Below are 23,628 nucleotides of genomic sequence, written 5' to 3'. Positions count from 1 at the left end.
TGTTTGCGCTGGGGGCGGTGACTGCGTCAACGCTGTTTTTCGGCAGCCTTGGGTTTGGCGCACGACTTTTGCAGCCCGTTTTTGCGCGGCCCGGCGCGTGGCGCGTTCTTGACGCCGGTGTCGGGCTTTTGATGTGGACTTTGGCGGTCTATCTTATCGTGCCTTGAGGGCGCTGGGAGAGCGGCGCATAAGCAGGCAATGAGCGCTCCTGCCGCCTTGCAAGCAAACCGACCGGGACTTGGCATTTTCTGGATGCTCGTTACGGGGCTTTTCTTTGTTGCGGTCACGGCGTTGGTAAAGCACGGAGCGCAGGACTTGCCTGCGGCGCAATCTGCGTTCTTGAGATACGTTATCGGGCTTGTGTTTCTCGCCCCGCTTTTAAAGCCAATTCTGGCGGCAGGTCTGACCCGAAAACAGGTGATCTTATTTGGATGGCGAGGTATGGCGCACTCCATCGGTGTGATCCTGTGGTTTTTTGCAATGACGCGTATCACGGTCGCTGAGGTGACTGCGATGAACTATATGGCGCCGGTTTACATCACGATTGGGGCGGCCTTGTTCCTTGGAGAGCGGTTGGCGCTGCGGCGTATTATGGCGATTGGTTTGGCCTTCATTGGAGCACTCATCATATTGCGACCCGGGTTTCGCGAATTGAGCCCGGGACATTTTGCAATGTTGGGGACGGCGGTTTTGTTTGCGATCAGCTATCTGATGGCAAAGCAGTTTTCAGGGCAGGTTTCTGCCGCGGTCATAGTCGGAATGTTGTCGCTGTTTTGCACAATCGGGCTGGCGCCTTTCGCCTTTGCGGTGTGGCAGACGCCGACATTGGCTGAGATCGGGTGGATGGCCTTGGTCGCACTTTTTGCGACGTCTGGGCACTATACGATGACTTTGGCTTTTGCGGCCGCCCCGGTGACCGTGACGCAGCCGGTAACCTATCTTCAATTGATCTGGGCGACGCTTCTGGGGCTTTGGGCGTTTGGCGAGCCAGTGGATGGTTGGGTGCTGTTGGGTGGGTCTATCATTCTTGCCTCAGTGACATTCATCACTATTCGCGAAGCGATGCTGAAGCGACGCCATGCTGCAGTTGGTGGCTTTGAGAGCTAGGCGGCGGATCGCGCAAGTGATTTTTCGCCAATATTTCCCCATCATTTTGCCATTTTCCACAGCCACCCAAGACTTTGACATAGTATCGTGAGGACGTTTGGTTATGAGCGGACAAGGCACAGGCACACCGGATCGGGGTTTTCAGAACCGCATCAACCGGGTGCAAGAATTACGCGCGCCGATTGAAGCGGCGCGTCCGCGAGTGGACGTTCTTCCGGACTGGAGAGAAAACGTGCGGTATCCGGCGACCCTTGTCGGTATGGCCTTGCTTGGGATGTTGGCGGTTTTCATCGCTCGATTTGTCCGGTTCCATTTGATTGGCGGAACGCTGTCAGGTGATGCACCTGATATCACGATGCTGATTGATGCGGGACTTGCAGCGCTTGCTGGTTTGATGATCTTAGCCGCCTTTGGATTGACCGCACGCCAGTTGAGCCGTGGGGAAGGTCAGGGCGTTTTCAGCCTGAAAACCTTAGGCGAAAATTCGGTAAAGGCGGCTCTTGTCGCTGGGATAGCGATCATGATCGGGACGATGCAAAACATGGTGCATTCAATGCCGTCGGTTTTCAAGTTGGTGTTCTCTGAAGAATGGACTGAAGACGTTGTTACCTATTCCGAGCCAGGATCGATTTACTTCCGTGGAAATTACTACGTGGTGCTTCCGCAGGCTGAGGACGCCGCGCCCGTTGATGCGGATGCTCCTGAGGAGGGAGAAAAGAAAGCCTTACCGAAAGTGCGCCGCCTTTAGCTCTGATATTCGGGATTGACCCGGACTGTCGCGTCGGGTGCTGTCGCCAAGACATTGGCGAGGAGCATCCAATATGGCGCAACCCAACATCCTGATCGTTATGGTAGACCAGTTGGCCGGGACATTTTTTCCGGATGGTCCGGCTGATTGGCTGCATGCGCCGCATCTAAAAGCGCTTGCCGCGCGATCCTTGCGCTTTGCCAATACCTATACAGCTTCGCCGCTTTGTGCTCCGGGGCGGGGCGGGTTCATGTCGTCGATGCTGCCCTCAAAGACAGGAATCTATGACAATGCCGCCGAGTTTCGTGCTGATATTCCGACGTTTGCACATCATTTGCGGGGGGCGGGGTATGCCACCTGTCTGTCCGGCAAAATGCATTTCGTGGGTCCTGACCAACTTCATGGGTTTGAAGAGCGACTGACGACGGATATATACCCCGCCGATTTTGGTTGGACGCCGGACTATCGAAAGCCGGGGGAACGGATCGACTGGTGGTATCACAACATGGGGTCGGTGACGGGGGCTGGTGTGGCCGAGATCTCCAATCAGATGGAGTACGACGACGAGGTGGCGCATCTGGCCGAAGCCAAACTTTACGATCTTGCGCGCGGAAGTGACGAACGGCCTTGGTGCCTGACGGTAAGTTTTACGCACCCGCATGATCCGTATGTCGCGCGGCGTCGCTACTGGGATCTCTATGAGAGTTGTGCGCATTTGTCGCCGCAGGTCGCGGCACTGGATTACAACGATCATGACCCGCACTCGCAGCGGATTTTTGATGCAAATGACTGGCGCAGCTACGACATTACCGAAGATCATGTGCGCCGCGCACGACAAGCGTATTTCGCCAATATCTCGTATTTGGACGACAAGATTGGCGCGATCCTGCGAGTCTTGGAAGACACGCGACAGGAGGCCGTGGTCGTTTTCGTGTCGGACCACGGCGACATGCTGGGAGAGCGCGGTCTTTGGTTCAAGATGAGCATGTTTGACGGGTCGTCGCGGGTACCATTGATGATTTCCATGGCTGGGATTAAGCCGGGACGCATTGATGCGCCGGTGTCGACTTTGGACGTGGGACCAACTTTGGCGGACCTGGCCGGGATCGATTTGGCGGCGATTTCGGAGTGGACGGATGGCGAAAGTCTCTTGCCGATGGCCTCTGGTGCTGCGCGATCGGGTCCGGTTCCGATCGAATACGCCGCCGAGGCAACGGTGGCGCCAATCGTGGCGTTGCGCGAGGGGGACTTTAAGTTTGTCCGCTGCGCGATTGATCCTGAATTGCTATTCAATTTGGCGGATGATCCCAACGAGCGGATAAACTTGGCGGGTGACGCCCGGCTTACCCAAACGCTTGCAGGCTTTCGCGCGGCGGCGGATGAACGGTGGGATTTGGGCCGTTTTGATGCGGATGTGCGGGCAAGCCAGGCCCGGCGGTTGGTGGTGTACGATGCGCTTCGCAAGGGTGGGTACTACCCGTGGGATTTCCAGCCATTAAAGACGGCATCTGAGCGGTTCATGCGCAACCACATGGACCTAAACGTGTTGGAAGATAGTCAACGGTTTCCGCGCGGGGAATGAGGGTTCTGCCGCCTGCCAAAATTGGGGCTCTGCCCCGAGCTTTCGGCCTCACCCCAGGGTCTTTCTGAAAGGATGAAGCGGGATCAGGTTTCTGCGCAGTGGCACCGGAACGCACGCTTCAGGAGATCAAGTTCGGTACGCAAAAGCGCGATTTCCGCGTGGAGGTCATTTTCGAGGACTTCGCCTTGGATGATGGTTTCATGCGCCAGTGCCTATCCTGTCTCAGCGTCCTTAACGACAAAGGTCTGTACTTCGTTGGTGATTTTCGTTGGCACAATTGCTGACCCGCTTTGAACACATGATGTTGCCTGCACCCTAGAGCCCCCCATATGCAGGCAGCGATGGAGATTCTGTTGGGATCGTTTATCTTTGGATAATTCGTGCGAGCGTCAGGTATCGTTGGCAGCTTTAAGCTGATTTATCTGAGCATTAAGCGTGGCAATGCTTTGATTGCGGCTTACCGGACTGTTGGCCACGTTGATAAGGGACACAGTCACGAACCGGCCTTCGATGTCGAAAAGAGCGCGCCAGTAGTCTTCGCCTGCATTCAACGGGCCACCACTTTTGTCGAGGGCGTGCAGAAATAGGGTGTCGTCACGTGTTGCAACTTCGAGGAGGTCGAGGCTGGCGGCGCGTCCGTCGCGGGCAAGCAAGGCACGGCCCTGTTCAGAGGTTAAAAAGGCGGCGAGACTTTCGACCGGGGGCGTTGAAATCGATTCTTTCTCGACCGAGATTGTTACGATGGCTTCGATTTTTGGGCTGGGTAAAAGCGCATTTCGTGCAATCGCCGCACAGCTGCCAAGAACAATGACGGCTGCACCAGATCGCGCCTGCGAGGTGGATTGGTCGATGCACCATCCGCGTGCTCCGGCAATGACCATCCCGTCAGGAAGCTGAACTTGCATCGGTGCATTTCGCGTCACGTTTAGCCCTGCGCTGCAGGCCGCTAGCATCAAACCCGCGGCCAGAAGCGAGACTTTAGAGGTCCATGTAGACATGCTTTTCCTCTTTGGCGCCGGGGTGCGTGCAAGCCCCCAGTTTGGCAGACCCAACCAGTCGGGCGTACTTCCAAAGGGCACCGGACGCATAGATCGTCTCTTTCGGTCCCTTCCAGTTTTCTTTGCGCTCGGCCAGTTCGTCGTCGGTGAGATTGACCGACAACTCGCCAGTTGTCGCATCGATGGTGATGATGTCGCCGTCTATCAAAGTGGCAATGGGGCCACCGTGGGCACTTTCAGGCCCGACATGGCCGACGCAGAAGCCCCGCGTCGCGCCCGAGAAACGACCGTCGGTAATAAGAGCAACTTTTTTGCCCATGCCTTGACCGGAAAGCGCGGCGGTGGTGGCCAGCATTTCGCGCATGCCGGGGCCGCCAGCGGGCCCTTCATTGCGGATCACCAGCACTTCGCCCTCTTTATAGGTGCGGGCCTTAACGGCCTCGAAGGCCTCTTCTTCGCTTTCAAACACGCGGGCAGGGCCGACGAAGCGTTGGTGCTGGGTCGGGATGCCCGCGACTTTGACGATCGCGCCTTCGGGTGCAAGGTTGCCTTTCAAGCCGACAACGCCGCCTGTGGGAGTGATCGGGGTTTCGACCTCGAAGATGACTTTTCCATCCGCTTTCCGGGTGATGCGGTCTAGTTCTTCGCCCATCGAATGGCCGGTTACTGTCATGCAGTCTTCGTGGATCAGCCCGGCCTTGCGCAGTTCGTTCAGAACGACCGGAACGCCACCTGCTTCGTAGAGGTCTTTGGCGACGTATTGGCCGCCCGGTTTCAGGTCGACGAAATAGGGTGTTTCGCGGAAGATGTCGCAGACGTCATCGAGGTCGAAGTCGATTCCGGCTTCGTGGGCAATTGCGGGAAGGTGGAGGCCCGCGTTTGTGGAGCCACCGGTGCAGGCGACGATACGAGCCGCGTTTTCCAGGGATCGACGCGTGACTATATCGCGGGCGCGGATATTCTTTTCAATCAGGTTCATCACGGCCACACCGGAGGCTTCGCCATAGGAGTCGCGACTTTCGTATGGGGCGGGAGCGCCGGACGAGTTTGGCAGGGCAAGACCGATAGCCTCGGAAACGCAGGCCATGGTATTGGCAGTGAACTGCCCGCCGCAGGCACCGGCCGAAGGGCAGGCGACGCGTTCAAGGATCGCGAGTTGTTCGTCCGAGTAGTTGCCTGCCTGATGCTGGCCGACGGCCTCAAACACGTCCTGCACAGTGACGTCCTTGCCATCAAGGCGGCCCGGTAGGATCGATCCGCCATAAATGAAGACCGACGGCGTGTTGAGGCGCACCATTGCCATCATCATTCCAGGAAGAGACTTGTCGCAGCCTGCGAGGCCGACAAGCGCGTCATAGCAATGACCGCGCATGGTCAGCTCGACTGTATCCGCGATGGCTTCACGGGACGCCAACGAAGACCGCATGCCTTCGTGACCCATCGCAATTCCGTCTGTGACAGTGATTGTGGTGAACTCGCGCGGTGTGCCTTGGGCCGACTTAACGCCCATCTTCACGGCCTGTGCCTGACGGTTCAGCGAGATGTTACAGGGCGCGGCTTCGTTCCAGCATGTCGCGACGCCGACCCAGGGTTGTTTTATTTCTTCCTCGGAAATTCCCATCGCGTAGAAATACGAGCGATGCGGCGCGCGGGCCGGGCCTTCGGTGACGTGACGGCTGGGCAGATGAGATTTGTCTATTTTGGTCATTGGTTTTGCCTCCCGGGGACGAACGCGTGAGGGATAGGCGAGGCTTCCGCCCACGGCAAGGCTTGGGGGCAAATTTCCGGGTTTTGGCGGTGATTTAGTTCGTTTTGTTGCGACGTGAGCGGTCGGATACCCGGCTGAGCGCAAAGAGTGCGGACGCCAGAAGGACGGCAGGAGCAGGGGCTGAAACCGTCAGCGGGGCTGGTTCGCGGGGGCGGTAAAGCGCTCGGGCTTTCGGGGCTCTGTGGCCAATGATCCGCCGGCGAGACGATGCCGGTGACGCAGGAATGCAAAGGCCGTCGCTGCGACAGATGCTGCGCGGTAGCGGCCTTTGCCCCTGAGGTATTGGCCGGTGAGGTTGCCGGTCGGGTTTCTGGCGGCGTGTTTCGAGGGCACGGAATTCTGAGCGGCCTCTATAGCGTCCAGCATCGAGCGCATGCCTCTTGCGGGTCAATGTGCGGCATCGAAAGGCACTGGAAGAACCAAAAGGCAAAGCGATAGCAACCCCGAAAGGGAGTGTGGTATCGTGGACCCAATCAGCTTCAAACTTTCGTGCTTTGCTTGAAGGGTTTTGGTTAGGATTGCCTTATCTTAAACCGTATAACTTTCTGGACTTTGGCTAGAACTCGGAGTTTCAATGGCATACGCACGCTTTGCTCCGATGATTTCCGCGGCCGCTCGCCGTCCTGCGCTATGGCGCATCATTGTGGGCATACTTACCGCGGGTTTTTTGCTGATTTCTTGGCTTTTTACCATAGCGATTGCGCTTTCACTGACCCAAGAAACGTCCGTATTTGCGGCTTTAGGAGCCATCACCGGCGGCAATCCGGCGACGCCGGGTGGCGCGATCATCTTTTTGCTGATTGTTGGAGGCCTTGGGCTTTCAACGCTTCTGGCTGCACGGTTCTGGCAGGGCCGAAATACTGTTTCCCTGACCGGCGCCGCACCGCGAACATTGCGCCATTTTGTCGTGGCTGCCGCGATAACGGGGGGCATTGCCGCGATTTTGATGCTTGTCCCGACCGAGCGGGACGGCGCCATCGAGCGCAATATGGACTTTGGCCTTTGGCTGGCGTGGCTGCCGTTCGCGCTTTTTGCGCTGGCGGCACAGACGGGGGCCGAGGAGCTATTTTTCCGTGGGTACCTGCAATCGCAAGTGGCGGCACGGTTTCGCAGCCCTGTTGTTTGGCTTGTTGTGCCCGCTTTGGCCTTTGGCGCGGCCCATTATTCTCCGACGCTTCCGCCGGATGTAGCCATCGCCTATATTGGGTTCGCAGCACTTTTCGGCCTGCTTGCGGGCGACCTGACGGCGCGCACCGGAAGCATCGGTGCGGCCTGGGGATTTCATTTCGCCAATAACACGATTGCGGTCACCATCATTGCGGCCGACGGCACGATAACCGGGCTTGGTTTGTTTCGTTCTACGACAGGGATCGAGGAGATTGCAGATCTGAGCCCCTGGATATTGGCCGATTTGGGAGCACTCATTTTTGTGTGGTGGTTGATCCGCCGTGTGCTTGACTGATTGCAATCACCGCGCGCGCCAATTATCTGGGGTAAAACCTTAAAGGTCACGGGCGCCTTATGAACTGGATTTCTAACTACGTCAGGCCAAAGATTAACTCGCTGTTTTCGCGCAGAGAGGTGCCGGAGAATCTCTGGACCAAATGTGCGGAATGCGGAGCCATGTTGTTCCACCGCGAATTGGCCGAGAACCTGAACGTTTGCACCAATTGTGATCACCATATGGGGATCACACCGCGTGATCGCTTCCATGCGCTGTTCGACAACGGCATTTTTGTCGAAGTTAAGGTGCCGACGCCAATTGCCGACCCGCTGCAGTTTCGTGACCAGAAGAAATATCCCGAACGTCTGAAGACCGCTCAACGCAGCACCGGCGAAGCCGAAGCGATGCTGGTGGCCGAAGGCGAGATGGGGCGCACACCGATCGTGGCCGTCGCACAGGATTTTGGCTTCATGGGTGGCTCGATGGGGATGTTCGTGGGCAATGCGATCATCGCGGCGGCAGAACGTGCCGTCGAGTTGAAGCGGCCCTTGGTATTGTTTTCGGCCGCTGGTGGCGCACGCATGCAGGAAGGTATTCTCAGCCTGATGCAGATGCCGCGCACGACTGTGGCAGTCGAAATGGTGAAGGAAGCCGGGCTGCCTTATGTGGTCGTTCTGACGCATCCAACGACTGGCGGCGTTACAGCATCCTATGCGATGCTTGGAGACGTCCACATCGCCGAACCGAATGCCCTGATTTGTTTTGCGGGACCACGGGTGATTGAACAGACGATCCGAGAGAAGCTGCCCGAGGGCTTTCAGCGGGCTGAATATCTATTGGATCACGGAATGCTCGATCGCGTGACGCACAGGCGAGATATGAAAAACGAGTTGGTGACGATCCTGCGCATGTTGACCGGGATGAGCCCGCCGGTCATGGGCGATTTGCCGTCTCCAGAAAGCTTGGCAGCGGAAGCGAATGAAGAAAAGGCCGAAAGCTGACGTTTTCGGACCCTTTGGCTTCGCCTTCTTGGGTGCTTTCGTCGCAAAAGTGATCTTAAACTTTCCTAACCGTGACCGCAGGAACTGCCGACAATGACGAGAGATACGTCTGACGCCATCCTCGCCCGGATGATGGCGCTTCATCCCAAGATCATCGACTTGACGCTGGATCGGATGTGGCGGTGTCTCAGTGCGGTCGGGGATCCGCATTTATCAGTGCCCCCAGTGATCCATGTGGCCGGTACCAACGGCAAAGGCTCGACCCAAGCGATGATCCGCGCGGGCATCGAGGCGGCAGGCCAAAGCGCACATGCTTACACATCGCCTCATCTGGCACGGTTTCACGAGCGCATTCGCGTTGCGGGCGAGGTCATAAGCGAAGACCTTTTGTCGAGTTTTCTTGACGAAGTTTACGCCGCGAACGGCGGCGGCTCGATCACTTATTTCGAGATCACAACCGTGGCTGCGTTTCTGGCCTTTGCACGCAAAAAAGCGAATTGGACTCTGCTGGAGGTCGGGTTGGGCGGACGCCACGATGCGACGAATGTGATTGCGAAGCCTGAACTTACAATCATTACCAAAATTGACTTGGACCATCAGCAATTCCTTGGCGAGACCATCCCTGAGATCGCGTATCAAAAAGCCGGGATTATCAAACAAAACGTGCCTGTTGTGGTTGGCCCTCAACACGACGCAGCACTTGAGGTGATCGAAAAAGAGGCGATGCGATATTCCGCGCCCGTCTTGGCCTACGGTCAGCATTGGCATGTGGGTGAGGAGAACGGCCGGCTTGTCTATCAGGACGAAAGAGGTCTTTTGGACCTACCGCCGCCAAATTTGCGCGGGCCACATCAGTTTGGGAATGCCGGGATGGCAATCGCAGCTTTGAGGCATCTTGGATTTGACGAGGCAGCCTGCGAGGGCGCGGTAAGCAAGGCGTTTTGGCCCGCACGAATGCAGCGTTTGCGGGAAGGCGCGCTCGTGGATCGCGCGCCACATGCCGAGTTGTGGCTGGACGGCGGCCACAATCCAGCGGCGGGCAAAGCCCTTGCGGAAACGCTTGCTGGCTTGCCGAAGCGCGCGACACATTTAATCTGCGGAATGCTGTCCACCAAGGATGTGGTTGGCTATTTGCGTCCCTTGGCGGAACACGCCGAGACACTTCATGCAATTGCTATTCCGGGCGAAGCGGCGACCTTGCCAGCCGAGGAAACTGCAGCGGCTGCGCGGGAGGTAGGACTTTCGACACACGTGGCAAAATCGCTTGATGCCGCGTTGGCGGACATCCTTGAAAGCGATCCTGAAGCGCGGATTTTGATCTGCGGGTCGCTATATCTGGCAGGCGCCGTGCTGCGCCAGAACGGCTAGGCCTTTCGCACTTTCAATACGATTTTCCCGATGTAGTCTTTCTGTTTGAAGACTTCTTGCGCCACGGCAATATCTTCCAGAGCGAAGGTTTCGGCCACGAGCGGTTTGATTGCTCCGGTCTCGATGAGATGGACAAGGTTCCCGAATACCTCAGGTTCCAAAGTCGTACATCCGAAGAAAGTGAGATCCTTCAGATAAAGCGTGCGCACATCCAGTTCGACGAGTGGTCCACCAACCGCGCCTGCGACGGCGTAGCGTCCGCCCGGACGCAAAACATCCAGAAGCTTGGGCCATTCCGGGCCTGCGACAAGATCAATGACGACGCTTACGCTGTTGGCTCCAAGGGCTTGGATCAGATCATCATTTCGCGAGAGCGCTTTGCTTGCGCCAAATTCCAGAAGGGCGGCGGACTTTGCCGGACTTGTGACCGCGATGACTTCTGCACCGCGTGCGACGGCAAGCTGGATCGCCGCCGATCCGACGCCGCCTGAAGCCCCGGTGATCAGTACGCGGTCGCCTTTTGCCACGCTCGCGCGGGTCAGCATGTTTTCGGCCGTTGAATACGAACAGGGGAATGAAGCAAGTTCGATGTCAGACAGCGTGCTGTCGATCGGATAGGCGTGACGGGCAGCGACGGTGGTGTACTCGGCAAATCCGCCATCGCATTCCGAGCCAAAGAACCATGGTGTTTCAAGCGCTTGCCCGTTGTGCTCCTGGAGGCATGGCTCGACCAGAACGCGTTCGCCGATGCGGGCCGGGTCGACGCCCTCGCCTACAGCGACGATATCGCCGCAGACATCAATGCCTTGAATGCGCGGGAAGCGAAGGGGCGCGCCGGTCCAGCTTGCGTCATCCGCATCGCTTTCGCCTTTGGAATACCAGCCGACACGGGTGTTGATGTCTGTGTTGTTCACACCGGCGGCGGCGACTTGTATCAGGACCGCGCCCTTTTTGGGTTTCGGCGTAGGTATATCAGTTTTGTAAGCCAGCGTTTCGGGTCCGCCATGGGCCGTCAACTGCACGCCGCGCATTGTTTTCGGTATCATCAAGTCCCTTTCAGACCTTCTCTCGGCACGATGGGGCGCGCACAAAGGGGCGTCAAGCGCTGCTCTTGGGGCCTCGAAACCTTGCCAAGACGCGGATGCCAGCGTAGCACGACACCTGACCATAGCTTGGGGGAAATGATGACAGATGATCCACAAACCCTTGTGTCCACAGTTTGGCTGGAACAACACCTGAAGGATCCTGATCTTAGGGTGTTTGATGCCTCGTGGTATCTGCCAAACGCGGGTCGCGATCCAAAAGCCGAGTATGAGCGGGGCCACATTCCGGGCGCGCGGTTTTTTGATATCGACGAGATCAGCGACCTGAGATCGGAAATGCCGCATATGGCCCCTCCGGTAGAAAAGTTTATTTCCCGCATGCGGGCGATGGGCGTTGGAGACGGGCACCAGATTGTCGTTTACGATGGCGCCGGGTTGATGTCGGCGGCGCGGGTTTGGTGGCTGTGTCGCCTCATGGGAAAGACAGATGTTGCGGTGCTTGATGGCGGGTATCCAAAGTGGACCGCCGAGGGACGCCCAACCGAGGATATGGCCCCGGTTATGCGCGACCGGCATATAACAGTGACGCGGCAAAACCATCTGGTTCGGGACGTGACGCAAGTCGCTGCGGCGGCAAAGCTTGGAGACCACGAGATCATTGATGCGCGTTCTGGCGGTCGTTTTCGCGGCGAAGCACCGGAGCCTCGTGAGGGGCTGCGGTCCGGTCATATACCGGGGTCAAAAAATGTATTCTTTCAATCTCTTCTGACAGAAGCTGGAACGATGAAGCCCACGGCGGCGCTTCGCAAAACCTTTGAGGCTGCGGGCGTTGACTTGTCAAAGCCCGCGATCACGACCTGCGGGTCCGGTGTGACGGCGGCTGTATTGTCGCTTGCGCTGGAGCGTATCGGTCATCGGCAGCATTCGCTTTATGACGGCTCGTGGTCTGAGTGGGGTATGTATGATGATCTTAAGGTTGAAACCGGATGACGATCCAGCTCGCCGGCACCGAGGTTCCCTATTCTGTCACCTATCTGGAGATGACCGAGAAGCCAGCGTGGGATTGGCCGCATCTTCCGGTCAGCGCGCAGGTGTCCCTTTTGCACGCCGAAGCGCCCCCGGTTTGGTTTTTCCTATCGCTTTATGATGCGGTGGGGCGTGACTATGCGTGGGAAGATATCCACAAGCGTGAGCACACCGACATTCGGGAGTGGCTGGCGGCGGACAACATGTCGATGTTTGTTCTCTACGGGCGCGGCTGGCCGCAAGGGTTTTTTCTTTTGGAAGACCAAGGCGAAGGTGTTGTCGATCTTTCCTACTTCGGGATGGTGCCAGAGGCGGTCGGACGCGGTCTAGGCAAATGGCTGCTTCGTACGGCCATTTTAACCGCATGGGGCCGTCCCGGGACCACCCGGATGACGGTCAATACCTGCACGCTGGATCATCCCCGCGCCTTGCAAACCTATCAAAAAAGCGGTTTCACGCCTGTACGGCGTGAGGACCACATCCGCACGTTGACCCGCGACCGTGATCTGTCGCGCATTCCATCCTGAGGAACTCACTCATGCTGAACAACCTGAAGCCGCAACCCGCCGACAAAATTCTCGCCCTTGTACAGATGTACAAAGACGATCCGCGCGAGACAAAGATTGATCTGGGCGTGGGGGTTTACAAGAACGCCGAAGGGGTGACGCCCGTGATGCGCGCTGTGAAGACAGCCGAGCGACGGATCGTCGAAAGCCAGGAGACCAAAGCCTATACTTCGCTTGCGGGTGACCCGGCCTTTTCGACGGCGATGTGCAAGTTGATTCTCGCAGACAGTGTTGATTCAAGCCGGGTCGCAGCAGTTGCGACACCGGGCGGAACCGGGGCTGTGCGGCAGGGACTTGAGCTGATGCAGTACGCGGATCGTGCTTCAACGATCTGGATTTCCAACCCAACCTGGCCAAATCATCCGTCAATTATCAAATACTTGGGCGTACCGATGCGCGAGTATCGCTATTTCGACGGCGCCACGCGCGGGGTCGATTTTGCGGGCATGATGGACGATCTCAAGGGCGTGAAGCGCGGGGATTTGGTGCTGCTGCACGGATGCTGCCACAACCCGACAGGCGCGAACCTGACCGCCGAACAGTGGAATATGGTTGCTGAATTGCTTGAAAGAACCGGTGCGGTGCCCTTTGTCGACATCGCTTATCAGGGGTTTGGCGACGGGCTTGAGGAAGACGGCTATGGGACACGGCTTTTGGCGTCGAAATTGCCCGAAGTCATTATTGCCGCGAGTTGTTCAAAGAATTTCGGAGTGTACCGCGAGCGGACCGGGTTGTTGATTGCAATCACGCAGGAAAAGAAATCAAAGGCGTCCGCGCAGGCGACATTGGCCTTTTTGAACCGGCAGAATTACTCGTTCCCGCCGGATCACGGTGCGCGGGTTGTATCGACAATCTTAGACGACGCTAAATTGCGGGCCGATTGGCAGGCCGAGTTGGAGGACGTCCGCAAAGGCATGCTGAAGCTACGGACGCTCCTGGCGGAAACGCTGCGCCACCGCACCAATTCAGATCAGTTCGATTTTATCGCCGATCACCGGGGTATGTTCTCGCGGCTTGGGGCAACGCCAGAGCAGGTCGTCGAGATGCGCGAGAAGTTCGGCATTTACATGGTTGGCGACAGCCGCATGAATATTGCAGGTCTGAACGAGGCGACCGTGCCAATTCTTGCAGACGCGATTGCAGCCACAGGCGTCTAAAACCAAAAACGGCCCCTAAGCGGGGCCGTTTTCATTATACCTGTCAGGGGCTTATTCTCCAGCAATCCGCTGAGTAGGATTGAAGCGGGTGCTTGCCGGCACGGTGAACTGGCCTCGCTGAAGTTTGTGGATTTTGCCCTGTCGCAAGAGCTGGCCAAAGGACCGCAAGCCGGCCTCGCGGCTCACTTCAAGTGCTGGATCAACACGCGCGACGCGCTTCATGATCTCGGGGCGCGAAAAGTGTGCCTGGCCTTCGACAAAGGCTGTGTAGGCAGCGGCTGCCTCGAGAAGGTCAGGCAATTCCGTCGCACCCATATTGGCGGCGAACTCGCGGAAGTTAGAAGCTTCAGCCATGGTGTCTTCGCTCACTGACACGCGCCGTGGCGCTGTGTTTTCCGATGGCGGTTTGGGGACGTCAGTTTGGTCCACACGTTGCGACGAAACCAAAACCAACGGTGCGGGCCGCGCTGCGGCTTCGGCCTTGGTCATATCTGAAAAGCTGGGCCGGCGCGTCATAGCGCGGGTCAAATCCTGACGGTAGGCGTTTTGCTCATCTGCTTCTTGTTCATCGCGCGGGATAATGCGCGACAGGATGCGATCGGCTTTGGTTGCGGCTACGGCAGCGCGCATTTGGCTGATCACGCGACGACGACGGATTCCATCATCTTCGTTGAATTTCGCGTCAGTTTCCTGCAGGAGACGGCCGACGTTGCCGTTGCTATCGGAGAGTGGCTCAAGAGGGCGAGACGGCTTGCGGTCTGTATCTGAGGCTTCTGCCATCGCGATATCTTCGGGTTCGTCTTCCTCGAAGTCGTCCCCATCGTCGAGCGAATTGTCTACGGAGCCTTCGGGTGCCTTGATCGCAAAGCTGTCGGATAGGTCTTCGTCTTCGGCTACCTGCTGCCTGTCTACAGCTGTAACCTTTGCAATGGCGGCGTTCAGAGCGATATCGTCTTCGTCTTCGCTCAAAGCGATATCTTCTTCGACTGCCGCCTCTTCGATCTCGGGTTCGTCGTCAAAAACGTTCTCTGAAGCCAACTCTGCTTGGCCAGTATCGCGATCGGAGGCAACGATAGAGGCGATCAGCGAAGTGTCTGCGTTGTCGACCGTTGCGTCGCTGGGCGTGACGGGGGTATCTTCAGGTGCCTTTTCAGTCGCCTCGTCTTCATCAGCGAGGTCAGCGGTGATTGCGGCGATGGTTTTGCTGAGAGCGCGCTGGTGGCGTGAGTTATCATCTGTTTCGGCCCCGGCCTCACTGTCCGGGGCAGTATCAAAAGCCGGTTTATCTTCCTCGGGCACGATGGTGCGGGACACGACGGCGCGGATGCGGCGCAGTTTCTCGGCAACGCTTTCGGCAGGAAGGTCCGCAGCTGCGGGTGTGGCCGTCGTATCGACGGTCAGAACGTCTTCGGGTTCATCCGCCATAAGATAGTCGTCGTCAAAGGCGAGCGGGCCTGTTTCAAGCACTTCTGCATCCTCTGCGACATGTGCTTTTGGCGCGGGGGCATCCTGCAGAGCGGGAGCATCGGCCTCCTCTGGGATAGGCTCCTCGGTTTCGTCAGCGTCGTCGACCTGCCGCAAAGAAAGACCGGTATCGCCAACGCGCGCTTCTACACGGCGCTGAACTTCTTTTTGCGCAATGTTTTGAAGCATCTCGACATCGGGAGTCGGAGGCTCGGCACCGAAGTAGCGGTCGTCAGCGGCAAGGTCACGGAAGTATTCGGCGATCCCGCGCATGGTGCCAAACGGGTCGTCAAACCCCTCCAGCGTACAACTGAAGGTGCCGTAAGAAACGGTCAGTATTTTGTTCGAACCAGTCATTCGGATCGCTTTCTCTCTTATCCAGCAACAATGTGTTTACCAAGAACGGGGTCGGAAATAGAGATACTCCCAAGGAATTCGCGGGATATTTTCACGTCACAAATGTGGCGCGACGGGCAACGACAGGTATTCGGACATGGATCAGCGGCAATTTCAATCCCGAGATGGTGTGACTTTGGTGGGCGGAGGCCAGCCTAGCGCGGAAAGCCTTGATGAAGCTTTGAAATTGGCGCCAACACTTATTGCAGCCGATGGCGGAGCAGACCGGGCGCTGGCGCTTGGGCATGTGCCCGAGATGATCATTGGCGACCTTGATTCGGTTTCAGACGCGGCGCGTGCGCGGGTTGGACACGAAAATATTATCAAGGTTTACGATCAGGATCGGACGGATTTTGAAAAATGTTTGGCTTTGATTGAGGCGCCATTTGTGGTTGCGGTTGGGTTCGCAAATGGGCGGCTGGATCACACGCTGGCTGTTATGACCGCATTGGTGGGCGGACTTGGGCCTCCGGTGATTGTGCTTGGTGAGGACGATATTGTTTTTGCGGCACCTGTGCGGCTGTCACTTGATCTTGAGATTGGCTCGCGGTTTTCGCTGTTTCCAATGGCAGACGTCACAGGGAGATCTGTCGGACTTGAGTGGCCGCTTGATCCGCATTCTTTCTCGCCATCGGGCCGTATAGGCACATCGAACCGGGTGACCGGACATGTCCACCTTGAGTTTGACGCTCCGGGTATGTTGCTGATTACACCGCGGGCGGGGCTACGGGCGGTGGTGTCGGCGGTAACCGACTAAGGCGTTGTTCACGAAATAAAATATAGAGCCCAGCCGCGATTGTGATGCAAATTCCGAGGAGTGCGAGACCGTTCGGGAAGTCGCGGAAAATCAGCAATCCCAGCGCGGCGGCGACAGGTATCTCAAGATACTGCATAGGTGCAAGCGTTGCCGCCGGCGCAAACCGAAGTGACCACGTCATCAGAAGATGGGCCGATGTTCCGATGGCTCCTAGTCCAAAAAGGAGGGTCCATTCCACACCAGAAGGCTTGGTGATCGTGAAGCCCGGAAGTTCGAACGGACTTATTATCAGGAGGGCAGGAAAAAGAACTGCGGTGGCCATGGCACCTGAGATCGCTTGTAGCGTGATTGGATCAACGTCTTTGGCGATCTGGCGCGTGACAAGCATGAAAAGTGCGAAATCAAGCGCTACCCCCAAGGGAAGAAGCGCAGGCCAGCCGACTTCGGCAAAGCTTGGCTGGATCACGAACAGAGTTCCGACGAAACCCACACAGCAAGCGATGATGCGGCGGTGACCGACCTCTTCTCCTAGGACGAAATGCCCGAGTACAAGCATGATGAAGGGCATCACAAAGGCAATGGCGATGGCATCGGCAAGCGGCAGATAGCGCAACGCTAAAAACATCATGCCGATACCGAGAATATGCAGAACCGTGCGGATCGCAGTGAGGCGAAGAATGCGGCCTGACATGCTCACCGACATGCCGGCGAGCCAGACGACCGGAGCAAGGATGAGCAATTGCAGTGCGAATCGCACCGTTACCAGTTGTCCGACATCGATGCTGTCGCCAAGGATTTTTGCGATGCTATCGCCAAGCGGAGCAAGGACGCAAAATCCGAGCATGAGAAGGATGCCGAGGACCGGCCGATCGGTGTGCATAAGCGCGAAGCTAACGAGGGTGCGTGACGAGCGCGAGGTCAAAGTCCTTTGGCGCGACCATCGCGGCAGTTTGGACTTTGGAACCAGAACGCTCTCGACGGCTTTTGCGTTTAATTCTGGCCGAGGACAGCAAGACACCGTGGCTTGCCGAGCGGCGCAGATCATGGTGTGACAGAGCGTCCCAACAAGGAGCCATCCGATGCGTGCACAACCCAAAGCCAGCCATTTCGTCAACGGCCGCTATATTGAAGATGACAGCGGTGCTTTGATTGAGTGCATTTATGCGGCCAGCGGCGCGGTGATTGCCCGGCTCCATGAAGCGAGCGACGCAATCATTGAAGAGGCCTTGGCGGCGGCGAAAGCGGCGCAGCCAGCTTGGGCTGCGATGAGTGGGACCGAGCGTGGCCGTGTTTTGCGACGTGCATCCGACATGATCCGGGCCGAGAATCGTTCACTTTCTGAACTTGAGACAATGGATACCGGCAAGCCATTGCAGGAAACGTTGGTGGCGGATGCGACCAGCGGCGCGGATGCTTTGGAGTATTTCGGCGGGCTTGCGGGGTCTTTGACCGGCGAACATATTCCTTTGCCGGGCGGCGATTGGGCTTATACAATCCGCGAAGCACTTGGGGTCTGTGTGGGGATTGGTGCGTGGAACTATCCGACACAGATCGCTTGCTGGAAAGCGTCTCCGGCGCTTGCGTGCGGCAATTCGATGGTTTTCAAACCGTCTGAAACGACACCATTGTCGGCCTTGCGGGTGGCGGAAATCCTCTCCGAAGCTGGGCTGCCTGACGGTATTTTCAATGTCGTGCAAGGGCGCGGACCGGTTGGGGCTAAATTGATCGGAGACGACCGTGTCTCGAAGGTTTCGTTGACCGGATCAGTACCGACGGGGCGCAAAGTCTACGCGGTAGCAGCGTCTGGGATGCGCCATGTGACGATGGAACTTGGTGGCAAGTCGCCCTTGGTGATTTTTGCAGATGCCGATCTTGAGAAGGCGGTTTCAGGTGCCATCCTTGCGAACTTCTATTCTTCGGGACAGGTTTGTTCAAATGGGACAAGGGTTTACGTCGAACGCTCCATTCGGGCGGCCTTCGTGGCACGCTTAGTGGAGCGCCTGAAGGACGGCGTCGTGATGGGCGATCCGATGGATGAGGCCGTGACATTTGGACCGCTGGTCAGCGAGGCGCAGATGGAGATTGTGCTTGGATATATCGAAAAGGGAGTGGCCGAGGGAGCAACGGTGGCCCATGGCGGTAAACGGGCGGACCGGGACGGCTTTTTTGTAGAGCCGACCGTTTTCACGGACGTCACGGATGACATGACGATTGCGCGCGAGGAGATTTTCGGACCGGTGCTTTCGGTTTTGGATTTCGACACCGAGGCCGAAGCCATCGCCCGCGCAAATGACACGGTTTTTGGACTTGCGGCGGGCGTGTTCACCCAAGATCTGACCCGGGCGCATCGCGTGGTAAAGGCGTTTGAGGCAGGGACCTGCTACATCAATCACTATAATGCAGCACCTGTTGAAATGCCGTTTGGCGGCTCGAAGCTGTCTGGGGTGGGCCGCGAGAACTCAAAAGGTGCGATTGAGAATTACTCGGAAATGAAAGCGGTCTATGTGGGTATGGGGGACGTGGAAGCGCCGTTCTGACTGCGGCGTATCCAGATATTACTCAAGTTATGAGGCGCTTAAAATTCTGGGTGTGGCGGCCCGACATTTCCTTTGGAATTGTCTCCACCGCGCGCGCCATTTCTTTGAAACGACATAAAAAAGGCGGCGACACCAGGGAGGAGGAGGTGCCGCCGCTATTTTCAGAAAGCCCCGGGAGGAGGTGGGGCCGTCTGATCCGGTTTTCGCTTAGCCGTCGTAGGCCGCGCGATATGCGATTGCGCGCAACGAGTTACGCGACATGTTCAGGTCCAAAAGCTCGCGATCGGACATCGCTTCGAGCTCTTCGAGGGTTTGGCGATATGTGCGATAGCGCTGCACGCGCTGTGTCAGACCACCAAAGATGCCCGCGCTGCGTGCGCCGAAGCGTTTCGTGTTGATTACGTCAATTGCACTCATATCTTCACTCCTACTACTGGCGGCTATGCGTCGTTTACCGTGCTGCTTGTGATGACTATCTAGGAAGATGCTGCAAGTGCACAATGGACGATGTCTCAATGCTGCTATGCAGCATGATCATAGGTCGCTGCCGTGGTTTTTGGCTTTGCGATGAGAAAAGTGGCAATTGGGCCGGGTGGCCTTGTCTCGGAAGCCGTCACGAAGCAAGTAGAGCACGAAAAATGAAAGCGAGCGGACAACATGGCCATTACACGTGAAGAAATTCTTGACAGGCTCCGCACTGTCTCGCTGCCGAATGGGCGTAACCTGGTCGAGGCCGATCTTATTCGTGCGCTTCAGGTCGACGGAAGCACGGTGAGATTCGTCATCGAGGCGCCTAACGCCGACGTGGCACTGGCGATGGAACCAGTGCGCGCCACCGCAGAAGCCCTGGTGGCCTCGATTGCAGGCGTCGGGAAAGTATCTGTTGTGTTGACTGCCCACGGCCCCTCGGCACCAGCTGCAAAAGCCCCTCCAAGCCTGAAAATCGGCGGACATCCGACACCACAGCAGGCCGGACCGGCGAAGGTTGCGGGCGTAGATCGCATCATTGCAGTAGGCTCGGGCAAGGGGGGCGTTGGCAAATCTACCGTATCATCGAACCTAGCCGTAGCTTTGGCACGCGAGGGGCGCCGTGTCGGACTTTTGGATGCCGATATATACGGGCCATCGCAACCTAAGATGATGGGGATCAACAAGCGGCCGGCATCCCCGGACGGCAAAACGATCATTCCGCTGCAATCCCATGGCGTTACGCTGATGTCTATTGGCTTCATGATGGAAGAGGGCAAAGCGGTTGTCTGGCGGGGCCCGATGTTGATGGGCGCACTGCAGCAAATGCTGGGGCAAGTGGAGTGGGGCGAATTGGACGTCCTTATCGTCGATTTGCCTCCCGGCACGGGGGACGTGCAACTGACACTTTGCCAACGCACACAAGTGACCGGCGCGATCGTGGTATCGACGCCGCAGGATGTGGCACTTTTGGATGCGCGCAAAGCGATAGATATGTTCAATACCCTGAATACGCCGATCCTTGGGCTGATTGAGAACATGTCGACATATGTTTGCCCACAGTGCGGTCACGAAGCGCATTTGTTCGGCCACGGCGGTGTGCGCGCCGAAGCTGAGGCGCTAGGGGTGCCGTTCCTGGGCGAAATCCCATTGTCTCTTGATGTGCGTCTGGCCGGAGATGCGGGGCGCCCTGTGGCGCTTGGCGACGGGGCGGTATCGGAGTCTTATGCGGCCTTGGCCAAGCGGTTGATTGCGGGCGGCATGGGCTAAGCCACCTGTAGGGACTGCGTCTGTATAACGTCGCTGCAGGCCTTCGCAGATTTAACGCCGCTTCAGGCTGTGTTGTTCCGGTGCCTGGCGTCTAGACGTCAGGCTTTTGTTGCTTCCGTTTCCCGACCAGAAAGCTCATGGTACTTCATGGCGCCAAGATGGGACGGAGGTGGGTTTTCATGGATTTTGCCTCGATTCGCTTTTAAAGCATCGGATTTCGCGTCTTGTTCGCTGTCTCATGAGAAAAGTTGAACGATTTTTCATAATACAATATATAGTGTTTTATTGATCAAAATTCTACATATAGACGCCATATATCGTATCTGATCGGCGAAAGAACCTAAGAAAACAAGGCGGTTGCCCTGTTTATCCCAAAGAATTCTATTGCTTCCCATGAATTCCCATGCCAAATTCCTTTTATCGGATGAGGCGGGTTAATGATACGGGGCGCAAAAGACCCCAAACCCAAATAATAATAGCAGGTTTCATACAGGCACCCGCTTTCATCCCGGTCGAAACACTTCGGCCACTATGAGATCCGGCGCGCGGGCGAGCAGACATCCCCCCAGGTGGCGCGCGCAGCTGGACTAGCCCGGAAACGGGACGAGGGCGGTGGATCGGACTCTGGCAGCAGTCTGATCCACCGCCTTCGCATTTTAAGGGGGGCGAAATTGAAGGGGGCCGCGGGACAGTGGTTCGCAGGTTCAGAGGCGAAGGCCACCACAAGGTGGACAGCAAGGGCAGGGTTTCGATCCCAGCCTCATTTCGCCGTGTGCTTGAAGCAGCAGATCCCGCATGGTCCGAAAACAAGGCCCCCGAGTTGGTCATTGTTTATGGCGACCATCGCCGCAGATATCTTGAGTGTTATACGATTGATGCCGCCAGCGAAGTGGATGCAAAAATTGACCGCATGAAGCGTGGTTCGATCGAGCGCCGGATGCTGGAAAAGCTATTTAATGGTCAATCGCTTTTAACCACTGTTGACGACACGGGGCGGATTGTCCTGCCATCAAAGCTACGCCAAAAGATAGATATTGAAACCGAGGCCTATTTCATCGCTTCGGGCGATACGTTCCAAATCTGGAAGCCGGAAACCTACGAAGAGATTGAAGAAGCCAAGACCGAAGCCTGGCTGGATGAGCAGTCGGAAGACTTCGATGTTCTGACGCTTCTTGATTTTGGTGGCGAGGGAGGCTGAGCATGGCCGCCGCTGCCAAAGGCCAAAGCCGCGACCCCCATATTCCTGTTCTGCTTGACGCGATTCTAGAGGCGTGTGGCCCAATTTCGGGCCACTGGCTTGACGGGACGTTCGGGGCAGGAGGGTACGCCCGGGGATTGCTCTCCGCAGGTGCGGAGCGCGTCACAGGTGTGGATCGTGATCCTGCGGTTTTTGAGATGGCAGCAGAGTGGGCCGATGAATATGGCCAGCGGTTGGTTCTCGTCAAGGGAACATTCTCTGATTTAGATCAATATGTTGACGCACCATTGGATGGCGTCGTTCTGGATCTGGGCGTCTCTTCCATGCAGCTTGATCAGGCGAAACGCGGATTCTCTTTCATGGGAAACGGGCCGCTGGACATGCGCATGAGCCAGGCGGGAACGTCGGCGTCGGATATCGTGGCTGAGGCCGAAGAGGAGCTTCTGGCGGACATCCTTTATCACTACGGCGAAGAGCGCGCATCGCGGCGGATTGCGCGGGCGATTGTGGCCGCGCGCAAGGAGGCGCCGATCACAACGACGGCCGCCCTTGTTGCGATTGTCGAGCGCTGTTTGCCGCGCCCGAAGCCGGGGCATAGCCATCCAGCGACGCGGACGTTCCAAGCCCTGCGTATCGCGGTGAATGACGAATTTGGTCAACTGGTTGAAGGGCTGGAAGCAGCCGAGCGGGCGTTGAAGCCCGGTGGTTGGCTGGCGGTCGTCAGCTTCCATTCACTGGAAGACAGGGTGGTGAAGCGGTTCTTTCAGGAACGCTCGGGCAAGTCGCCCGGTAATAGTCGTTACCAGCCTGAATTGCGGGCCGATGCGCCACGGTTTCAGGCACGCAACAAGGCGATCCCACCAAGTGCGGACGAGATTGCGCAAAACTCCAGATCGCGTTCTGCAAATTTGCGGGTTGGACGTCGGACAGATGCACCGGCGGGGGCCGTGGATCGCGCAAAGCTGGGTTTACCAAAGTTAACGATGGGAGAGCGGTAGATGCGTTCGGTGTTTTATATTCTGACCGCCTGTCTGGTCATGGTCCTTGCGGTTTGGGCTTATCGGCAGAACTATGAGACGCAGGCAAGTTTGCGCGAGGTCAGGGAACTACGCAGCGAAATTGGCGAATTGCGTGAGCATGCCGGTGTTCTGCGTGCCGAATGGGCTTACCTCAATCGCCCGGAACGTCTGGCGAATTTGGCAGATATGAACTTCAACCGACTTGAACTTTTGCCACTTCGTCCGGACCATTTCGGCCATATCGATCAGATCACTTATCCAATTGAGCCTTTATCGCCCATTATCGTGCCGATCGAAGTAATGAGCCGTTTGAGAGAGATCCAATGACCCGCACACCGCTTCGTCCACTTGCGAGAATTTTGGCGGCGCGTCGTGCTGGCGAGAATCCGGACTCGATTGAGCGAGATAACCTTGCCGAGCGACATGAGGCCGAGCGGGATGGCGCGCGGGCACGGGCCGAAGGGCGGTTGTTGGTCCTGGGAGTGGTTTTCCTGTGCGCGTTCACCATGGTTGGCCTGAAAATGTCAGTGACCGCCGGAACTGATCCGGTGGAGCCGAGGGCTGCGGCATCGGGTACACAAATTATCGCTACGCGCGCCGATATCACGGATCGCAACGGGCGTATTCTGGCAACCAACCTGACGACCAATGCGCTTTATGCCCAGCCGCCTTTAATGATCGAACCGGAACTTGTGGCACGCAAGCTTGTCAC

General features: G+C 57.3%; 24 protein-coding genes and 1 pseudogene. 18 read left to right on the top strand and 7 right to left on the bottom strand.

Annotated features, from left to right (window positions below; all coding sequences use genetic code 11):
* Window positions 1–8 precede the first annotated feature (8 nt).
* The 5 genes from AC221Y_RS06440 to AC221Y_RS06420 all read left to right on the top strand — a co-directional run bounded on the left by AC221Y_RS06440 (window position 9) and on the right by AC221Y_RS06420 (window position 3,721).
* Entirely contained in the window at window positions 9–167 is a 159-nt protein-coding gene (locus AC221Y_RS06440; RefSeq protein WP_486707002.1) for a LysE family transporter, read from the top strand.
* A 31-nt stretch (window positions 168–198) separates the two neighbouring features.
* Complete coding sequence (locus AC221Y_RS06435; protein WP_299757169.1) at window positions 199–1,107, top strand: DMT family transporter; 909 nt, start codon at window positions 199–201, stop codon at window positions 1,105–1,107.
* A gap of 103 nt (window positions 1,108–1,210) precedes the next feature.
* Entirely contained in the window at window positions 1,211–1,855 is a 645-nt protein-coding gene (locus tag AC221Y_RS06430) for a hypothetical protein (RefSeq protein ID WP_299757172.1), read from the top strand.
* Between the two features lie 73 nt (window positions 1,856–1,928).
* Window positions 1,929–3,437, top strand: a complete 1,509-nt coding sequence (betC, locus tag AC221Y_RS06425; protein ID WP_299757174.1) for a choline-sulfatase — start codon at window positions 1,929–1,931, stop codon at window positions 3,435–3,437.
* A 98-nt stretch (window positions 3,438–3,535) separates the two neighbouring features.
* Window positions 3,536–3,721, top strand: coding sequence for a hypothetical protein (locus AC221Y_RS06420; RefSeq protein ID WP_299757176.1), 186 nt, complete (start codon window positions 3,536–3,538; stop codon window positions 3,719–3,721).
* Between the two features lie 105 nt (window positions 3,722–3,826).
* Here AC221Y_RS06420 and AC221Y_RS06415 read toward each other — a convergent pair whose 3' ends face one another.
* The 3 genes from AC221Y_RS06415 to AC221Y_RS06405 all read right to left on the bottom strand — a co-directional run bounded on the left by AC221Y_RS06415 (window position 3,827) and on the right by AC221Y_RS06405 (window position 6,569).
* Window positions 3,827–4,435, bottom strand: a complete 609-nt coding sequence (locus AC221Y_RS06415) for a hypothetical protein (RefSeq protein WP_299757178.1) — start codon at window positions 4,433–4,435, stop codon at window positions 3,827–3,829.
* A complete protein-coding gene (ilvD, locus tag AC221Y_RS06410) occupies window positions 4,416–6,143 on the bottom strand; it encodes a dihydroxy-acid dehydratase (RefSeq protein ID WP_486707001.1) in 1,728 nt (575 codons plus the stop codon). Before ilvD ends, AC221Y_RS06415 begins: the two co-directional genes overlap by 20 nt.
* 189 nt (window positions 6,144–6,332) lie before the next feature.
* On the bottom strand, window positions 6,333–6,569 hold the full coding sequence (locus AC221Y_RS06405; protein WP_299757182.1) for a hypothetical protein: 237 nt from the start codon (window positions 6,567–6,569) through the stop codon (window positions 6,333–6,335).
* A gap of 208 nt (window positions 6,570–6,777) precedes the next feature.
* Here AC221Y_RS06405 and AC221Y_RS06400 point away from each other — a divergent pair, with 208 nt between their 5' ends.
* The 3 genes from AC221Y_RS06400 (at window position 6,778) to AC221Y_RS06390 (ending at window position 10,016) form a co-directional block, all read left to right on the top strand.
* The gene (locus AC221Y_RS06400) at window positions 6,778–7,665 is read left to right on the top strand and encodes a CPBP family intramembrane glutamic endopeptidase (protein WP_299757185.1); all 888 of its coding nucleotides are present in this window, start codon (window positions 6,778–6,780) and stop codon (window positions 7,663–7,665) included.
* 59 nt (window positions 7,666–7,724) lie between these two features.
* Window positions 7,725–8,648, top strand: coding sequence for an acetyl-CoA carboxylase, carboxyltransferase subunit beta (gene accD / locus AC221Y_RS06395; RefSeq protein WP_299757187.1), 924 nt, complete (start codon window positions 7,725–7,727; stop codon window positions 8,646–8,648).
* A 93-nt stretch (window positions 8,649–8,741) separates the two neighbouring features.
* Window positions 8,742–10,016 (top strand): bifunctional folylpolyglutamate synthase/dihydrofolate synthase, encoded by a 1,275-nt coding sequence (locus tag AC221Y_RS06390; RefSeq protein ID WP_299757189.1) that lies wholly within the window; start codon window positions 8,742–8,744, stop codon window positions 10,014–10,016.
* Here the strand turns inward: AC221Y_RS06390 and AC221Y_RS06385 are convergent.
* Window positions 10,013–11,062, bottom strand: coding sequence for an alcohol dehydrogenase family protein (locus AC221Y_RS06385; RefSeq protein WP_486707000.1), 1,050 nt, complete (start codon window positions 11,060–11,062; stop codon window positions 10,013–10,015). The two genes, AC221Y_RS06390 and AC221Y_RS06385, sit on opposite strands and share 4 nt — an antisense overlap.
* A gap of 138 nt (window positions 11,063–11,200) precedes the next feature.
* On the opposite strand from AC221Y_RS06385, the gene sseA reads away from it, so the two are divergent.
* From sseA to AC221Y_RS06370, 3 genes are read left to right on the top strand one after another with little or no spacing between them, the layout of a single operon-like run.
* On the top strand, window positions 11,201–12,049 hold the full coding sequence (sseA, locus tag AC221Y_RS06380) for a 3-mercaptopyruvate sulfurtransferase (RefSeq protein WP_299748563.1): 849 nt from the start codon (window positions 11,201–11,203) through the stop codon (window positions 12,047–12,049).
* The gene (locus tag AC221Y_RS06375; protein WP_299748560.1) at window positions 12,046–12,612 is read left to right on the top strand and encodes a GNAT family N-acetyltransferase; all 567 of its coding nucleotides are present in this window, start codon (window positions 12,046–12,048) and stop codon (window positions 12,610–12,612) included. The genes sseA and AC221Y_RS06375 overlap by 4 nt, the downstream gene beginning before the upstream one ends.
* Before the next feature lie 11 nt (window positions 12,613–12,623).
* Window positions 12,624–13,808, top strand: coding sequence for an amino acid aminotransferase (locus tag AC221Y_RS06370; RefSeq protein WP_299748557.1), 1,185 nt, complete (start codon window positions 12,624–12,626; stop codon window positions 13,806–13,808).
* A gap of 51 nt (window positions 13,809–13,859) precedes the next feature.
* On the opposite strand, the gene AC221Y_RS06365 is transcribed toward AC221Y_RS06370, so the two are convergent.
* Window positions 13,860–15,629: an RNA polymerase sigma factor gene (locus AC221Y_RS06365; RefSeq protein ID WP_486706999.1), complete on the bottom strand. Its 1,770-nt coding sequence runs from the start codon at window positions 15,627–15,629 to the stop codon at window positions 13,860–13,862.
* Window positions 15,630–15,765: 136 nt separating this feature from the next.
* Between AC221Y_RS06365 and AC221Y_RS06360 the strand changes: the two genes are divergently transcribed.
* A complete protein-coding gene (locus tag AC221Y_RS06360) occupies window positions 15,766–16,425 on the top strand; it encodes a thiamine diphosphokinase (RefSeq protein WP_299748550.1) in 660 nt (219 codons plus the stop codon).
* Here AC221Y_RS06360 and AC221Y_RS06355 read toward each other — a convergent pair.
* Window positions 16,376–17,305, bottom strand: coding sequence for a DMT family transporter (locus AC221Y_RS06355; RefSeq protein WP_299748547.1), 930 nt, complete (start codon window positions 17,303–17,305; stop codon window positions 16,376–16,378). The two genes, AC221Y_RS06360 and AC221Y_RS06355, sit on opposite strands and share 50 nt — an antisense overlap.
* 199 nt (window positions 17,306–17,504) lie before the next feature.
* Between AC221Y_RS06355 and betB the strand changes: the two genes are divergently transcribed.
* Window positions 17,505–18,962, top strand: coding sequence for a betaine-aldehyde dehydrogenase (gene betB / locus AC221Y_RS06350; RefSeq protein ID WP_299748544.1), 1,458 nt, complete (start codon window positions 17,505–17,507; stop codon window positions 18,960–18,962).
* Between the two features lie 207 nt (window positions 18,963–19,169).
* Here the strand turns inward: betB and AC221Y_RS06345 are convergent, their stop codons facing one another.
* A complete protein-coding gene (locus AC221Y_RS06345; protein WP_299748541.1) occupies window positions 19,170–19,379 on the bottom strand; it encodes a DUF1127 domain-containing protein in 210 nt (69 codons plus the stop codon).
* A 240-nt stretch (window positions 19,380–19,619) separates the two neighbouring features.
* Between AC221Y_RS06345 and AC221Y_RS06340 the strand changes: the two genes are divergently transcribed.
* From AC221Y_RS06340 to AC221Y_RS06320, 5 genes and pseudogenes are all read left to right on the top strand, one after another.
* The gene (locus tag AC221Y_RS06340; protein WP_299748538.1) at window positions 19,620–20,699 is read left to right on the top strand and encodes an Mrp/NBP35 family ATP-binding protein; all 1,080 of its coding nucleotides are present in this window, start codon (window positions 19,620–19,622) and stop codon (window positions 20,697–20,699) included.
* Between the two features lie 691 nt (window positions 20,700–21,390).
* On the top strand, window positions 21,391–21,897 hold the full coding sequence (gene mraZ / locus AC221Y_RS06335) for a division/cell wall cluster transcriptional repressor MraZ (RefSeq protein ID WP_299748536.1): 507 nt from the start codon (window positions 21,391–21,393) through the stop codon (window positions 21,895–21,897).
* Between the two features lie 2 nt (window positions 21,898–21,899).
* Window positions 21,900–22,895, top strand: coding sequence for a 16S rRNA (cytosine(1402)-N(4))-methyltransferase RsmH (gene rsmH, locus AC221Y_RS06330; RefSeq protein WP_486706998.1), 996 nt, complete (start codon window positions 21,900–21,902; stop codon window positions 22,893–22,895).
* Window positions 22,896–23,243: a cell division protein FtsL gene (gene ftsL, locus AC221Y_RS06325; protein ID WP_299748530.1), complete on the top strand. Its 348-nt coding sequence runs from the start codon at window positions 22,896–22,898 to the stop codon at window positions 23,241–23,243. It abuts the gene before it with no gap.
* A pseudogene (locus tag AC221Y_RS06320) lies at window positions 23,240–23,628 on the top strand (penicillin-binding protein 2); the annotation flags it as partial. The gene ftsL and the pseudogene AC221Y_RS06320, both read left to right, overlap by 4 nt.

This window comes from Boseongicola sp. (assembly GCF_057460485.1).
The sequence above is the reverse complement of the archived record's forward strand: the minus strand, read 5'-3'. Positions and strand labels throughout refer to the sequence as shown.